General features: G+C 60.2%; 12 protein-coding genes and 1 pseudogene. 2 read left to right on the top strand and 11 right to left on the bottom strand.

Annotated elements, in window-relative coordinates:
* Positions 1 to 71: 71 nt before the first annotated feature.
* The 8 genes and pseudogenes from DDA898_RS07945 to DDA898_RS07915 form a co-directional block, all read right to left on the bottom strand.
* A complete protein-coding gene (locus tag DDA898_RS07945) occupies positions 72 to 500 on the bottom strand; it encodes a hypothetical protein (protein ID WP_038910828.1) in 429 nt (142 codons plus the stop codon).
* Between the two features lie 324 nt (positions 501 to 824).
* A pseudogene (locus DDA898_RS23110) lies at positions 825 to 962 on the bottom strand (metal ABC transporter permease); the annotation flags it as partial.
* Between the two features lie 19 nt (positions 963 to 981).
* The gene (locus tag DDA898_RS07940) at positions 982 to 1,701 is read right to left on the bottom strand and encodes a substrate-binding domain-containing protein (RefSeq protein ID WP_038910826.1); all 720 of its coding nucleotides are present in this window, start codon (positions 1,699 to 1,701) and stop codon (positions 982 to 984) included.
* On the bottom strand, positions 1,701 to 2,732 hold the full coding sequence (locus tag DDA898_RS07935) for an ABC transporter substrate-binding protein (RefSeq protein WP_107768451.1): 1,032 nt from the start codon (positions 2,730 to 2,732) through the stop codon (positions 1,701 to 1,703). Before DDA898_RS07935 ends, DDA898_RS07940 begins: the two co-directional genes overlap by 1 nt.
* Before the next feature lie 289 nt (positions 2,733 to 3,021).
* Positions 3,022 to 3,681, bottom strand: coding sequence for a methionine ABC transporter permease (locus DDA898_RS07930; RefSeq protein WP_161624735.1), 660 nt, complete (start codon positions 3,679 to 3,681; stop codon positions 3,022 to 3,024).
* A complete protein-coding gene (locus tag DDA898_RS07925; protein ID WP_081639231.1) occupies positions 3,678 to 4,469 on the bottom strand; it encodes a methionine ABC transporter ATP-binding protein in 792 nt (263 codons plus the stop codon). Before DDA898_RS07925 ends, DDA898_RS07930 begins: the two co-directional genes overlap by 4 nt.
* Before the next feature lie 3 nt (positions 4,470 to 4,472).
* Positions 4,473 to 5,279, bottom strand: a complete 807-nt coding sequence (locus DDA898_RS07920; protein WP_038910822.1) for a MetQ/NlpA family ABC transporter substrate-binding protein — start codon at positions 5,277 to 5,279, stop codon at positions 4,473 to 4,475.
* Positions 5,280 to 5,322: 43 nt separating this feature from the next.
* Positions 5,323 to 6,357, bottom strand: coding sequence for an isopenicillin N synthase family dioxygenase (locus DDA898_RS07915; RefSeq protein WP_236616718.1), 1,035 nt, complete (start codon positions 6,355 to 6,357; stop codon positions 5,323 to 5,325).
* A gap of 485 nt (positions 6,358 to 6,842) precedes the next feature.
* Between DDA898_RS07915 and DDA898_RS07910 the strand changes: the two genes are divergently transcribed.
* The gene (locus DDA898_RS07910) at positions 6,843 to 7,610 is read left to right on the top strand and encodes a DUF2076 domain-containing protein (RefSeq protein ID WP_038910820.1); all 768 of its coding nucleotides are present in this window, start codon (positions 6,843 to 6,845) and stop codon (positions 7,608 to 7,610) included.
* A gap of 172 nt (positions 7,611 to 7,782) precedes the next feature.
* Positions 7,783 to 8,724, top strand: a complete 942-nt coding sequence (locus tag DDA898_RS07905; protein WP_038910818.1) for a LysR family transcriptional regulator — start codon at positions 7,783 to 7,785, stop codon at positions 8,722 to 8,724.
* Here DDA898_RS07905 and DDA898_RS07900 read toward each other — a convergent pair.
* The 3 genes from DDA898_RS07900 to DDA898_RS07890 all read right to left on the bottom strand — a co-directional run bounded on the left by DDA898_RS07900 (position 8,711) and on the right by DDA898_RS07890 (position 14,672).
* On the bottom strand, positions 8,711 to 9,427 hold the full coding sequence (locus DDA898_RS07900) for a DUF6250 domain-containing protein (protein WP_038910817.1): 717 nt from the start codon (positions 9,425 to 9,427) through the stop codon (positions 8,711 to 8,713). The two genes, DDA898_RS07905 and DDA898_RS07900, sit on opposite strands and share 14 nt — an antisense overlap.
* Before the next feature lie 159 nt (positions 9,428 to 9,586).
* The gene (locus tag DDA898_RS07895; protein ID WP_038910816.1) at positions 9,587 to 12,355 is read right to left on the bottom strand and encodes an exo-rhamnogalacturonan lyase family protein; all 2,769 of its coding nucleotides are present in this window, start codon (positions 12,353 to 12,355) and stop codon (positions 9,587 to 9,589) included.
* A 10-nt stretch (positions 12,356 to 12,365) separates the two neighbouring features.
* The gene (locus DDA898_RS07890; RefSeq protein WP_038910815.1) at positions 12,366 to 14,672 is read right to left on the bottom strand and encodes a TonB-dependent receptor; all 2,307 of its coding nucleotides are present in this window, start codon (positions 14,670 to 14,672) and stop codon (positions 12,366 to 12,368) included.
* Between the last annotated feature and the right edge of the window lie 50 nt (positions 14,673 to 14,722).

Here is a 14,722-nt window from a genome sequence, read left to right as displayed (position 1 = left end):
GATAATACCGCTTCGGTTATTACTGACTCCCTTCAGTGACTGGCATAATTATTAATCGAATTGATAAACAACTATTCTGTTTTAGTCGCCGTTGTCGGCGCTGTTGCTTTTTGTTCTTCTTGCTTATCTACGGTATTTTTCTTTTTCTCCGTCGTTATTTTATGCTCCGCTGTTTTTTCCTTTCCTGTTTTTTCCGTCACTGCGTTTTCTTTTCCCTCAACAACGGCTTTTTTATGCGTAATCTTTTTATCACTGTGCGCTTTCACCGCTGGCTGCTCATGCGTTTTCACCGGTGAATCGGTGCCGGTAGCCGTCGGTTGTGCCGCCGTCAGCGTTTTACCGCTCGCCTCCTGACTCGCTGTGACGTCTGCGACGGCCGTGGTTTTCACTTCCGCGCTGGTGGCCGTTCCGGTTACCGGTTTGGCACTCACTTCAGTCGATGCCGCGTGAGCGTAAGAAGCAGCCAGGATAACGCCTAAAAACAGGGGTTTCATATTCATTATGAATTTCCTTTAACAAGTCATTTGCGATTAACCGGAAATAACGTTTTATATTCTGGTTAATAACTGAAGCGTTCAGGTAACCGCCTCGGGAGTGATTAAAGCAAAGCTGGAAATAAAAAGAATATGGAATATTCCTAGAAATTACCTGACTCATCCGACCTGATTATTTTATATTCTCCTCACTGACAGGATAAATACCGTGTGCTTTTTTTGTTTTATGCGACTCTTGCTCTCATGCAGTGGATAAACCGGCTGCCGAGTTCAGGGTTATTCATAGCCAATCGATTGGATGCCAGCAATATCGTGGATAAGGTAAAAAAATTACCGTCGGTAGGCCAGCCGACGCACCAGCCTGTCGCCCAGCGACTGCACCAGTTGCACCAGCAACTCCAGTACGATCATCGTGCCCGCCATCACCTGTTGATTAAAACACTGATAACCGTAGCGGATAGCCGGGTCCGCCGCCACCCGCAAGACATCAGCCGCCTGAGCCGGGACCGAAACCCCATTCACTGAGGATCCGTTGAGCGACAGTCGAACACAGAAATGCGGCCAGAGACTCTGCCTCTTTATTCATGACCGCCAGGGTGTATTGTGCCTGGACGCTGAACTCAGCAGGAATATCAAATACCGTTAAGCCCGCAATCTTTCTTAAACGCGGTGCATAGCTGGCGTAACCAATAAACATATCCACTATGCCTTGTTGAATAAGCCAGCTTGCCGCCATCTCCCCGGCAGGAACCAAAGCACTCGCTTCGCCCCCGACCAGACACTGCGCTCGTTGCTGGATAGCCAGGCCGACACCGGGCTGGCTCCACTCAATCTGGCGAAATAATTGCCAGGTATAGTCACCTGAAGGGTCACAGACAGGCGTCGATGTCCCCAGGCGCAGGGTGGGACGGGTCAAGAGGGACAACCAGTTATCCTCCGGGCGAATACAACTGCTGGCAACGGTCAAACACAGTCGGTTAGTGGCGAACGGCATCACCTGTCCGGCAATACCCGCAGCCAGCAAGGCCAGGGGATGATCCAGGTTAGCAGAAGCAAACAGGTCGCAGGGCTCACCTTTTTCAATACGCTCACGCAATAACCCGGCCGGGCCGAAAGCCGTCTCCACCCGCAGGCCCCAGATATCATAGAAATTCACCATAAGCGGTTGCCAGACTGCCCGTAAACTGCCTGCCACCAGCGCCTTCATTATTCGGTACCCTGATAGTGAGTGCGATAAAAGCGCTGATACCAACGTTCTGCTTCTTGCTTCATATCGATATCTTGGAAGCGTGATGGATAAAGTTTCTTCGCCATCCACAATTCCCCCAGACCAATGGCTTCCGGCATAGGGTATCCCCAGGCTTTGGCATATTCAGGCATCAACCAGACCCGATGCTGCTTCACTGCGTCAATCACCTGCCATTCCGGCATCTTGGTGATTTCGCTCACCACCTGAGGGTAACGATCCTGAACGAAGATCACCTGAGGATTCCAGGCAATCACCTGTTCCATAGAGACTTGCTTAAAGCCCTGAACCGTTGCCGCCGCCACATTCAGTGCGCCGGCGTGTTGCATCATCAGTCCTGTGTATTTCCCGGAACCATAGGTCGTGAGATCCGGGTTCGCCATATAAGCACGAACACGTTCACTATCCGGAATGCCTTTTAAACGCGCACTGACCCGTTGACGATAGGCAAAAGCCGCATCAATTAATGCTTTCGCTTCAGCCTGCTTATTCACCACCTCGCCAATCAACGCAATGCCTTCGCGCAATCCCTGGTTATAGGCCTCATCCTCATTAGCCGGAGTTGAATTCATCTTCGCCGCCTGAACAGGATCGTTATCATGGCGCAACGAAATTGCAATCACCGGAATCCCCAGACGGGTAATGCTGTCGATCATTTCTTGCGGGGCATAGTTGGTGACAAAAACCACTTGCGGATGCAGCGCAACCAGTTTTTCAGCATCCACATGGGTCAAATCACCCAGAGCGGCTTTATCAGACAAAGCAGGCACCAGGCGCGCATAATTATCGCCCAGTTGCTGCTTCCAGTTGGCCAGGATGCCAACGATTTTATCTGTGGCGTTTAGCTGCACCAAAATATTCAGTGTCTGATGCTGCAATACAACAACCCGTTCGACGTTATCGGCAATGGTTACCTGACGCCCCAGTTGATCCGTCACTGTCCGGGATGCCTTAGCAAGAAATGGCAATAAACATAAGCAGGTAATAGCCATTACCCGTTGAATAAATGGTTTCATCTTTTCCCCTCAATCGTTATACAAAAAATTATACAACGCATACCTGAGGGATGAATAGTCACAAAAACAAACGTGCACTATTTATTCACTATTTCTTCATGTCTTGTCGGGTCGCCTGTTTAATCAAATTCAGTAATGTTTCTACTGCTTCATCTGGTGGAGTAAAATCCTTGCCTTCACGCAGTGGATAAACCGGCTACCGGGCTCAGAGTTGTTCATAGCCAATCGATTGGATGCCAGCAATATCGAGGATAAGATAAAAAGATTACCGTCGGTAGGCCAGCCGACGCACCAGCCTGTCGCCCAGCGACTGTACCAGTTGCACCAGCAGCTCCAGTACGATCATCGTTCCCGCCATCACCTGCTGATTGAAACGTTGATAACCGTAGCGGATAGCCAGATCCCCCAGCCCGCCGCCGCCAATCACCCCCGCCATTGACGAAAAGCCGATCAGCATCACCACCGTCAGGGTGATGCCCGCCAGAATCGACGGCAGCGCTTCCGGCAGCAACGCTTTAGTGATCACATGCCAGACGGTGCCGCCCATCGACACAATCGCCTCTATCCGGCCGCGATCCACCTCGGCCAACGCGTTTTCCACAATACGAGCGAAAAACGGAAACGCACCGACGGTAATCGGCACCACCGCGGCGGTGCTGCCCAACGTCGTGCCGACCACCCAGCGGGTAAACGGGATCAGGGCAATCAATAACACCACGAACGGCAGCGAACGCCCGACATTGATCACCCCGCCCAGCACCGCATTCACTCGCGGCAACGGCATGATGCCCGACTGACGGCTGATAAACAGCAACACGCCGGTCGGCAGCCCCACCAGCACGGTAAACAGCGCCGCCAGCCCCACCATGTACAGGGTTTCCAGCGTCGCGTTCAGCATGATCGGGAAAAAGTCTTCCCAACTCAGGCGACTTTGCACAATTCCCCCTCCTCTACGCCGTGTCGCCGCAAAAACGCACGCTCGGCGTCCAGATTCGGCAACAGCACCTGTCGCAGGCGGGAAGCCGGGTCCGCCAGCAGCGTTCGCAGCGCGCCGCTTTCCGCCACGCGGCCTTGCTCCAGCAACGCCGCGTGATCGCAGATGGCTTTGACCACCTCCAGTTCATGGGTGATCAGCACAATGGTCAGCCCCAGTTGCCGGTTGATGTCGGCCAGCAGCGCCAGTATCGACGCGGTGGTTTCCGGGTCGAGCGCGCTGGTGGCCTCGTCGCACAGCAGATAACGCGGCTGCGCCGCCAGCGCACGGGCGATGCCGACCCGCTGTTTCTGCCCGCCGGACAGCTGTGACGGGTAAGCCAGCGCCTTGTCGCTCAACCCGACTAACGCCAACAATTCCGTCACGCGCGCTTCCCGCTCGCGCCTGCCGACCCCGGCGATTTCCAGCGGCACAGCTACGTTATCCCGCACCGTGCGGGCATGCAGCAGATTGAAATGTTGGAAAACCATGCCGGTGCGCTGACGCTGCTGGCGCAACGCCCGCGGCGACAGGCGGGCGATGTCGCAGTCGTCCATCAGAATACGGCCCGCGGTGGGCCGCTCCAGCAGATTGAGACAACGAATCAGCGTGCTCTTGCCCGCGCCGCTACGCCCGAGAATACCGTACACCGCCCCTGACGGAATGGTCAGCGACACGTTCTCCAGCGCGGGCTGCGCGCACCCCGGATAGCGTTTCCCCAGCCGTTCGATGCGAATCATCCGTTATTGCCCCGCCACCGCAATCACCGACCCTTTATAGCGCTGACTGATGAAGTCGGCCGTGGCTTTGGACTCCAGATCCTTCGCCAGTTGCTTGATACGCGGATCGTTTTGCAGCGCCGGCGTGGTCACCAGAATGTTGGCGTATGGATTATGGCTGGCGCTCTCCAGCCCCAGCGCATCGCGGGACGGCACCAGCCCGGCCTCCAGCGCGTAGTTGCCGTTGATCACCGCCAGGTCGACGTCATCCAGCGAACGGGGGATCTGCGCCGCTTCAATCTCTTTGATCTTCAGTTTTTTCGGGTTGTCGGCGATGTCTTTCGGCGTCGCCTGATCTTTCGACGGGTCGTTATAACCCGCCTTGAGTTTGATCAGCCCCTGCCCCTGCAACAGGTACAGCGCCCGGCTGAGGTTGGTGACGTTGTTCGGCACCGCCACGGTGGCGTTCTCCTTCACCTCGTGGAGCGATTTGTATTTGCGGGAATAAATCCCCAGCGGTTCGATATGCACCGTGGCCGCCACCACGAATTTTTTGCCCAGCGCTTTTTCCTGATCGCGCAGATAAGGCACGTGCTGGAAGTAGTTGGCGTCCACATCGCCGCTGGCCAGCAGTTCGTTGGCGTTCACGTTGCCGCTCAACTCCACCACCTTCAGCTTCAGCGACGGGTCCGCCTTTTGAATCTGCTCCAGAATTTCCGCGTGCGGCACCGGATCCGCCGCCACCCGCAAGGCATCGGCCGCCTGAGCCGATACCGACAGTCCCATTGCCAATGCCATCGCCGTCAGAGCAAAAAAATTATGATTTTTCATTTTGTTATCCCTTGATGATTTTCATTTTGATAGCTAACCGAATTCAGGCGGTAACCGCCTGCTGCTGCGCCTGCACCACATCGCCGTAGTAGCGCTTCGCCACTTCCGGGTGGGAACGCAAGCGCCCTTTCAGGTAATTCCAACCCACTTCACGCAACAGCGGGTTGTTCGGGTCGCTGGCCGGCCCGCGAGCCAGTTTCGCCAGCGCCGGCGACAGCGGAAACACCGGCACCACCGCATCCAACTGCGCGCCGAGGAAAAAAGCCACCGACAGCCGTTCCTGACTGGCCGGCGGCGACACCACCCGGTGCACGGTGGCGCGCAGATAACCGTTTGTCGCCAGCTCCAGCAGTTCGCCGATATTGACCACAAACGACCCCGCCAGCGGGTGCGCGTCCACCCATTGATCCGGTTCGACCTCCACCTGCAAACCAGACTGCTGATCCTGCAACAACAGCGTCAGGAAACCGGAATCCTTGTGCGCGCCGACTCCCTGATGGCTGTCCGCCGTCGCCCGGCCCGGATAGCGAATCAGCTTGATATGCTCGCTGGGTTTATCGCCGTACAGCGCATCAAACGCGGTTATCGGCAGCCCCAGCACTTCAGCGAAGGCACGGAGTAAACGCAGCGAAATGCGGGTCAGGGTTTGCTGCCACTCCAGCAATGCGGTTTTCAGTTCCGGCAGCGACACAGGCCACTGATTCGGCCCCTGTAGCCGTCGCCAGGCGGGATCGCCGGATAACAGGCGCAGCGGCGGGCGCTCGGCCCCGATATCGAACTGCTCGCGCCAGTCCGGTTCGCTGCGGGTACGCTCTGCGCCCGCGACGTTATAGCCACGAAAATAGGGAGAGCGGATCATCGCCACCCGCTGTTTTTCCGCGTCCGGCAAGGCAAAAAAAGCGCGCGACAGCCGTTGAACGCGTTGTTGCAATTCCGGGTCGACGCCGTGGTGGGTCAGATAGAAGAAGCCGGTTTCACGCGCGGCGTGATTCAGGCGTTGCAGAAAATCGGCACGTTGCCGGGCATTGCCGTCAAGCAGGGAAAAGTCGAGTACGGGCAGGGATGCGGGTTGACTCATGGCGGACTCCATCAATGAAATTAACAAATGTCGAAACATTCAGCATGGAGCAGCCGCAACAACACAGACGGGACATGGTGATTCCTCCTGGTCGATAAATGGGAAACCGGTTCGTAAAACGGATAAAAAAATGACGCCTTCCAACCGTGCAGGCCGTCCTGTTTCGCCTGAGCGGCGTATCCCTTCGCTCAGCGTAGCTGCACGGCCCGGAAGCCCGTTCTGGCAGGCTTCCGGCGTGTGAAAGTATTAATCACCATTTCCTCCGGCAGGTAAAATATCAATAGCGGAAAAAGTAAGACGAAAACCGGCAGAACGACCGGCGTCGGTTTGCCGTAATTGGTAACAAATTTGTAAGCAGCTTTACCCGACAATCGTGTATTAGCCCGCAGGAACGCAGTAGGATGGCGGCGAAGGGTGTGACAAAACAGCCGCAGGACCGGCCTGATTAGACGGGTCCGCAATCCAATATCTCTTGAGGTAATCCTATGCAATCTGAAGAACAACGCCTTATTGATGGTCTGTTTAGCCGACTGAAAACAGCCGAGACCAACACGGGCCCTCGGGATCTCAAGGCAGAACAGCAAATCAATGACCACATTCGCCAGCAGCCAGCCGCGCCTTACTACATGGCGCAGGCGATGATTATTCAGGAAGCGGCGCTGAAACAGCTGGATCAGCGGGTGAAAGAGCTGGAAGCCGAGGTCAACCGACTGACGCAGGAAGCCTCTGCCCGTCCACAGCAAAGCAGCGGCGGTTTTCTGGCCGGGCTGTTTGGCGGCGGCAGTCGCAACAGCGCGCCGCAGCCGTCGCAACCGGCGGGTTATGGCCAGCCGGCCGGATACGGTCAGCCGATGGGATATACGCCGCCGGCACCGGGTTACGGCCAGCCTGCGCCGGGCTATGCGCAACCGGCGCCGTCCCGTGCGGGCGGTTTTCTGAGCGGCGCGTTGCAGACCGCCGCCGGCGTGGCGGGCGGCGTGGTGCTGGCCGATATGCTGACCGGCATGTTCCACCGCTCGCAGCCGGAAGAAATCATCAACATCATCAACGAAAATCCGGTGCTCAACGAGAACCCGCTGGGTAACGTCGGCGACAGCTTCCGGGATTTCGGTGCGGACAATCTGGATACGTTCAACGGTGCCGGTGCCGGCAACAACTTTTGGAACAGCAACGCCGACGACGAACCGCAGAACAGCGGCTACGACGATTTCGCGGCTGATGATTCCTACGACGACGACGATTCCTACGTCTAATCCCCGTCCCCTCCCGCGCCGGCGGGAGGGGTGTTGTTCCTGCCCGCTCGCACCGTTTCTGACATATAACAACCTGTCATATCGCCGCCGTATTGGTTATTTGTTGACGGGGTCGTCGGGCTGGTAGCCTGCTCAGTCTGTCTCTCCGCCGCACCACAGTGCCCTGAATACCATGAATATCGACCTGCGTCAGTTACGCCACTTTATTGCGCTGATCGAGCACCGTAATTTCACTTCGGCGGCGCTGGCTATGAACATTTCACAGTCGGCGTTCAGCCGCAGCATCCAGTCGCTGGAACAGAGCGTGGGCGCGCGGCTGATCGACCGTCACCATAATCTGGAACCCACCAAGAAAGGGCTGCTGGTGCTGGAACACGCCCGCCGCCTCACCCGCCACGCGCAGGATTTAATCAACGATATCGAACAGTTCAGCGAAAAAGAGAGCGGCGAGGTGCATTTCGGCTGCGGCCCGGCGCCGGCGGCCTGGCTGATGCCGCAGGTGATCGGCGAGTTCTCCCGCCAGTATCCACGGGTGCGGTTGATGTTCCGGGTCGATAACTGGCAGGCGCTGGGGCAACGCCTGATGGCGGAAGAGTTTGCCTTTATCGTCGCCGATACCCGCCATTTCGAGCTGGACGCCCGCTACAACGTGCAGCCGCTGAGCCAGCACCGCTGGGGCTTCTGCTGTCGTCAGGGGCATCCGCTGGCGGCGTTTGATGAAATCAGCGTCGAGCAACTGTTCAGCTACCCGCTGGCGGCCACGGTGCGCCCACCCAACCTGCGTCAGGCGCTGGTGCGGCTGAGCGGCCAGCAGGATATCCGCACCAGCATTGAGTGCGAGAACGGCTACAGCCTGCTGGATGTGATCCGCCAGTCCGACGCCATCGGCACCACCAATCATCGCCACGGGCCGTTACAACAGCCGCCGGACGGCATCCACATGCTGAAAATCACCGGGCTGGACGACGACACCGACGAGTTTTACACCCATTACGGCATCGTCAGCCGCGCCGACTCCCGCCTGTCGTGGCTGTCGCAGCGGCTGATCGCCATGTTTTTGCAGGTGGATCAGGCGCCGCACCGCATCAGCGCTTCCGACACTACAGCGGCGTGACGCTGAACTGGCTGATTGTCTGCCGCGAAAATACCGTCCGCAGGCCGAAATAGCCGCTGGCCGGCGGTGCGGCATAGTGAGCGCGAAAGTAGAGCTGGTTATCGATCAGGAAACGGGTTTCGGTGCTGTCCACCTCAATGGTCACCCGATAACGCTGCCCGGCGCGCAGCAAATGCGCTTCATCGGTGAACTCCCCCAGCAACTGTCGCTCGCCGAGGCCGTTGTAGTAGCGAAAACGGGTGGTGCTGTTCCAGTTGCCGCCCATGCCAACGTAATACAGCGCCAGATTATCGTATTCACCCAGCACCCCGTGACGGGTGAACAACGACGCGCGAGCCGGGTCCCGCGCCGCCCAAAACTGATTGAGATCGGAAAGCCGATCGTTCGGCTGCCCCTGCACCAAGACTTCGCGCAGATAACTGATGCGATACCTGCCGGATAGCGGCTGGTCGAGCCACACCGTCAGCCCGGCGGCGCTGTCCAGCGTCAACGCGTGTTCGTCAACACCGATGCGGGTGCGCGCCGGATCTTCCTGCTCCACCCGCCAGCACAACGGTTTTCCGTCAGCGGCTTGCGCCCATTGCAGGGTGAATTGATGGGGATTTGATTGCTGGTGAAAATCGCCTTCCGTGGCGGCGGTACACGCCTGACCGGCGTGGCTTTCCATAACCGTGCGCTGTGCGCTATAGCCTGTGTCCGTCATTGATCATGTCCTGATGATGTTCTGTTGTGATGATGTTTTATTGTGATGATGTTTTATTGTGATGATGTACGGTTGCAGCCCGCTGCGGCGGGCGTGATTATCCGGATTGCGCCGTTATCGGGCCTGTGGCTATCTGGCCCGTCGTTGCCTGACGTATCGCTATTTGGGCGGTGCGTCTCCCGCCAGCGCCAGCATGGCGATAGCGGTCAGCCCCCACTGCGCCACCGCATTGGTGGACAGATTGGTGACGACGGTGCTGCCGGAACGCTGATCGATCGACGAATCGATCTCCGCCTCTTTCACCGGATAGAGCACCGCGGGCGGCGTGAGCAGCCGTACCCGCCGGTTGGGGTGGACAATACCGCCCTCGCCGTCCACAAACTCGCGCCAGGCGCGCCGGGTCAGCGCCTTGTCGTGCTGATGCCAGCCGGCAAAGGCGCTCAGCCGGGCATGGCCCTGCACCAGATTGCGCTTTTTCACCGGCTGACCGACAAACGCGCTCAACGCCTTCGGGTCGTTGTACAGGCGGCAATAGTCCAGCCAGGCGCGCTCGAACGCCGGGTCCGGCAGCACCTGCAACAGTTCGGCGCACACCTCCGCCAGCCCGAACACCGCACTCAGATGCGAAATAACGAGTTGGTCGGCCGCTACCGGCCGGAATACGCCGGTGTCGGGGTCCATCTCCGCCAGCCCGGTGAAGAAGCCGTGCGGCTGGGCCGCAATCGACCGCATGCTGTTGAGCAGACGATCGCGTATCGCCGCATCATGCCGCCGCTCCCAGGCGGTCAGCCAGGCTGCCGCCACCGCGCCCCAGTCGGTGCCGAAATAGAGGCTGACCAGCCGTTCGTCGGCCGGCGGTGGCTGGCCGATCTTGCGGCCCGGCATCACCCGTTGCAGGGTGCGCAGCGCCTCCACCTGCTCATCCATCAGCTCGCCGATACGTTCATCCGCGGTCAGGTAATACAGAAAACGCCGGTTCGCCACGGTGGAAATGCGCAACTGCTTGGCGCTGTCGCCCCAGTGACGCACGTTGTGGCGCGACCCAAGCGGCTGGAAGCGGCCGGCATGGTGCACGTCCACCTCGCCGGTGTGGCGAGTCATGGCTTCCGCCATGCGGAACACGTCCGCCCGGCCGCTACGCAGAAAGTAGTACCATAGCCACAGATCGGTGCTCAGCTCCGAGTTATCCCAGGCGTAGCCGCCCACGTCATAACGCCAGACATGGCGATCGCCATCGTAGGTGTGCATCACGTCGCCGAAATCCCAGAAGCCGTACCATTTCCGCTGTTCCACCTCCTGCTGATAGAAGTCGAAATACCACGCCAGTTGCGCATCCAGCGCCGGTTGCGGCTTATGCCCCGTGGGGGCCGGCGACCATACCGGGCCAAACGCGACGGCGCGCTGCAAATCGGCGCCGTCGGCCACCAGCAGCGGCGGTTGCTGATGGCGGCGGGCCATCGCCAGCAGCGTGTCGCTGTCCGGCGTAGCGGGCAGCACATCGAGAAACAGTTCGCTGGTGCGGGCGACGCCTTCCGGGGTGGCGAAGCCCGGCTCGTAATCCTCGTAGGTGATCTCCAGCGCCTCACGCTGCTGTTCGACACTCGCCTGCCCCATGCCGTCGTGGTAGAAGCGCAGATCCATCGGTTCCGCGTACGGCGACCACAGCCACAGCGTGATCGTAGCCAGATCGGTATGTGCCTGCTCAATCTCCAGGCAAGCCGGATAGCTCTGCCAGAAATGGCGGATACCGAACGCTACCCCACCGGTGGGCGACCCCAGATAGCCGGTGCCGGAGGCCCGCTGTCCGGTGGCGGACAGCAGCCAGCCCTGCCCGGCGGCGGTGCGTTTGTGGATCTGGTAGCCGTCGGGGTGATGCTGGGTCAGCCGGTAACTGCCGAACGCCGGAACATAGTCCAGCCGCTTGCCCACCGCCGGGGGAAACTGCGTGACCGGCGGCGTGGCCTTGCCGGCCAGTTGCGCGGCGACAACCGCCTCGCCCGGATCGCGTCGCAGGCCGGTCAGGCCGCGTACCGCTTCCCGAAACAGCCCGCCCTGCGCCGAAGTAAAGCGCACGTGGCGGTCGTGCAGCTCGCCCTGCTGCGGCGCATCAAACGCTACCCCCAGCCCTTTGATGAAGGTCTGCCGCTCGTCGCCATCATAAATAATGGTGTGCAGCAGGCGCAGCGACGCCGAACCGGCGTAGAAATAGAGCCGCACCACAAACGGCAGACGCGTGACGCCATCCGACGCGGCATGGCGATGCACGCCGCGCAGCGCGATGACCGCGCGCTGCGGCCCGTTCTGCTCCAGCGTGACCTGCGTGGCCCGCCCCTGAAACGCCTCCACCGTCAGTGTCCCGTCCGTCCCTTCGCCGGACTGGATCTGCAACACCAGACGACCGTTGCCGAGCGCCAGCCTGCCGTCCTGCCACAGTTCACCGATCAATCGTTCGCCGTTTTTCGGCACCTGACAGCGCAGCCGGCCGGTATCCACTACCCAGTGTTGCGCCGTTTCGGTGACGATGGCGTCACCCATTGCAGCCGCCGCCGGCACGGGTCGCAGCGACAGCCCGTGACCGGGCGTGCGCTCAGCGCCGAGCGCGTGGGCCGACCACTTCAGCGAGCCGTCCGGCCAGTAGGCCAGCGGCCAGCTCTGCAACGCGCGATCCGCCTGGCCGTCTTCGCCCAGTACGAACCCGCTGTCGGCGGGCACCCGCCCCGGCGGCCAGGGCACGCCCCAGGTCACGCCGCCGAAGCTGGCGGGCGGTTGCCGTTCCAGCCAGTCCAGCCGGACCGTCGGCGTCGCATCGGCAGGCACGCCGGCACCCGGCATACGCGCCGCCAGCGCCCGGTTCCACAGCGGCGCCGACAGCGCCAGCAAGGCGCCGTTACGGATGAAACGACGGCGCGAGGTATCATGCAGTGGCATCGGCGTATCCTTAGAAGTCATAACCCAGCGTGATCCCCAGCGTGCGCGGTTCACCCAGCACGCCGTACGCCGACCCGTAATCGCCCGACTTGACGGTGCGGTAGTAAGTTTTATCCAGCGCGTTATTCAGCCACAGGGTGGCGCGCCAGGCGTGTCCGTCCTGTTTGCCGCTCACCCCGGTGGACAGGTTGAGCACGCCGTAAGCCGGAATGCGGGTAAAGTCGGAGTTATCCACCGTGCCGTAGGCCCAGCTGCGCCAGGCCCAGCGACCGGCCACAAACGCCTGGAGGTTATTGAAGGCTTGCCACTCATAGCGGATGCGGGCGTTGTAGGTCAGCTTCGGCGAACTGAATACCCGCTCGCCGCTGAGATCGCAGGAGGCGGGCGGGTTAGCCGCCAGCGTCACTTCCGGCGGGCACCTGGCGTTCTTGAAATCCAGATAGCTGGCATCCAGCAAGGTGCCGTTAAGGCTCACCGTCAGCCCATCGACCGGACGCAGCGCCAGTTGCGACTCCACGCCGCGCGAGCGGAATTTACCGGCGTTCACCAGATAGCTGCTCAGCGTTTCTTCATCGTAGGCGGTGGTCTGGAACTCGCTGACTTCATTCCAGAACAGCGCGGTGTTCCACTCCACCCGGCGTTGCAGCCAGTGGGTTTTCACCCCCAGCTCCGCGGCGCGGGTTTTCTCCGGCTTGATGTACAGGCTATCGACGCCCGCCTGCTTCGCCGCCCCGGACGAGATGTTGAGGCCGCCGGCCTTTTCGCCGTAGGCCAGCGTCAGGTACGGCGTCACATTGGGCGTGGCGTACCAGTTCAGGCTGACGGTGGCGGACGGCAGGTGATGACTCTGCGACAGGTCGCCGGAGTCGAAATCGTTTTTGTTGATGCGGCGGAAGGTGCCGGTTTTCTTCTCGTAGGTTTCCCGCACGCCGGTGGTCAGGTCGAACCGGTCGCCCAGATGCCAGGTGCTGCGGGCAAAAGCCGAATACACCGTATCTTCCAGCGAGCCGAAGCGTTGTACGAATTTACCGGTGTTGCTGGTGTTGCCATACCAGCGGGTGACGCGCGCGTTGTTGTAGTAATGGTCATGCGCGAAGGTATCCAGATTCTCGCCCCAATAATCCACCCCGAACGAATAATCCGCCAGGCCGCCTTTGGGCGAATCCACCCAGAAGCGCTGCCCCCAGGTGCGGTCGCGGGCGTCCGCGCCGCTGTCCTGATACAGCGGAATACTCAGGCCGTCGGCGGTACTGGGCAGAAAGCGGAAATAACGCAGCGATGACAATGAATTGAGGGTATAGCCGTTGCGCAGCCGCCAGTTGGCTTCCACCGAGCCGCCGCCCTGCGCGACGCGGTTTTTGGTTTCGTCGTCCAGCGCCACCTGACGGCCGTCCACCACCCGCGCCCCGACCGCCGCCGCGCGGCTCCGGAACTGATCCACGCCGCCGACCGGGTGGCTGTCCACCAGCGACATCACCGGGTAGCTGGTCGCCTCGCTGTAATCGCCGATGATGCGCAGGCTGAAGCCATCATCCGGCTGGTACAGCAACTGACCGCGTACGCCGTTGCTGTTGCTGCCGCCCAGTTGGTGGCCGTTTTGTACGTTGTAGACGTAGCCGCCCTTTTCGGTGTGCGACAGGTTGATGCGCCCGGCCCAGTTGTCGCTGAGCGCGCCGGACGCCATCAGTTTGGACTGAACGTAGCCGCGCTGGCCGAACGACTGTTCCAGCGACACTTCCGGTTTGAACGTCGGCCTGCGGCTACGAATATCCACCGCGCCGCCGGTGGTGTTAAAGCCGTACAGCGTGCCCTGCGGCCCCTTCAGCACGCTGACCGAGTCAATATCCAGCAGGTCGTTGGACAACATGCCGGGGCGGGACAGGTACACCCCATCCAGAAACAGCCCGACGCTGCTTGGCATGCCGATGTTGATTTCGCTGCCGCCGCCGTCGCCGATGCCGCGAATGGTCACCCGGGTATCCAGCGCATCCGCGGCGGCGATATCCACGCCGGTGACCGCCTGCGACAGATCTTCAAAGCGGTAGAGCCGATCCTGCTCCAGTTCCTTGCCGTCCACCACCGACGCCAGGCTGGTTTGCTGCTGCGCCTGTCGACGCTGCGCGTTAACCTGTACCCGTTTGAGCCGTACCGCCTGCGCGGGGGCCGCCGTGGCCTCGGCGCTTGTCGCAGCATCCGGCGTCGCCGCAGCGTTGGCCGCGGTCGTCGGCGTATCGGCCGCCTGCGCCAGCCCTTGCATCGCCAGCACGCTGCCAAGCACGACCGGGTATCGCCAGAAAATCGTTTTTTTATTACCCATATCCACCCCAGTTTTTAAATAAAGCCGCCCTTGCCGCGCCAGCGCGACAA

This window comes from Dickeya dadantii NCPPB 898 (assembly GCF_000406145.1).
In the GTDB taxonomy this organism is placed as follows: domain Bacteria; phylum Pseudomonadota; class Gammaproteobacteria; order Enterobacterales; family Enterobacteriaceae; genus Dickeya; species Dickeya dadantii.
Note: the sequence above shows the minus strand (reverse complement) of the source record. Positions and strands in the feature narration are given on the sequence as shown.

What these genes read in the sequence shown, in the direction of transcription:
- DDA898_RS07945 (WP_038910828.1), bottom strand. Translation starts at nt 500, where the DNA reads ATGAATATGAAACCCCTGTTTTTAGGCGTTATCCTGGCTGCTTCTTAC.
- DDA898_RS07940 (WP_038910826.1), bottom strand. Translation starts at nt 1,701, where the DNA reads ATGAAGGCGCTGGTGGCAGGCAGTTTACGGGCAGTCTGGCAACCGCTT.
- DDA898_RS07935 (WP_107768451.1), bottom strand. Translation starts at nt 2,732, where the DNA reads ATGGCTATTACCTGCTTATGTTTATTGCCATTTCTTGCTAAGGCATCC.
- DDA898_RS07925 (WP_081639231.1), bottom strand. Translation starts at nt 4,469, where the DNA reads ATGATTCGCATCGAACGGCTGGGGAAACGCTATCCGGGGTGCGCGCAG.
- DDA898_RS07920 (WP_038910822.1), bottom strand. Translation starts at nt 5,279, where the DNA reads ATGAAAAATCATAATTTTTTTGCTCTGACGGCGATGGCATTGGCAATG.
- DDA898_RS07915 (WP_236616718.1), bottom strand. Translation starts at nt 6,357, where the DNA reads ATGAGTCAACCCGCATCCCTGCCCGTACTCGACTTTTCCCTGCTTGAC.
- DDA898_RS07910 (WP_038910820.1), top strand. Translation starts at nt 6,843, where the DNA reads ATGCAATCTGAAGAACAACGCCTTATTGATGGTCTGTTTAGCCGACTG.
- DDA898_RS07905 (WP_038910818.1), top strand. Translation starts at nt 7,783, where the DNA reads ATGAATATCGACCTGCGTCAGTTACGCCACTTTATTGCGCTGATCGAG.
- DDA898_RS07900 (WP_038910817.1), bottom strand. Translation starts at nt 9,427, where the DNA reads ATGACGGACACAGGCTATAGCGCACAGCGCACGGTTATGGAAAGCCAC.
- DDA898_RS07895 (WP_038910816.1), bottom strand. Translation starts at nt 12,355, where the DNA reads ATGCCACTGCATGATACCTCGCGCCGTCGTTTCATCCGTAACGGCGCC.
- DDA898_RS07890 (WP_038910815.1), bottom strand. Translation starts at nt 14,672, where the DNA reads ATGGGTAATAAAAAAACGATTTTCTGGCGATACCCGGTCGTGCTTGGC.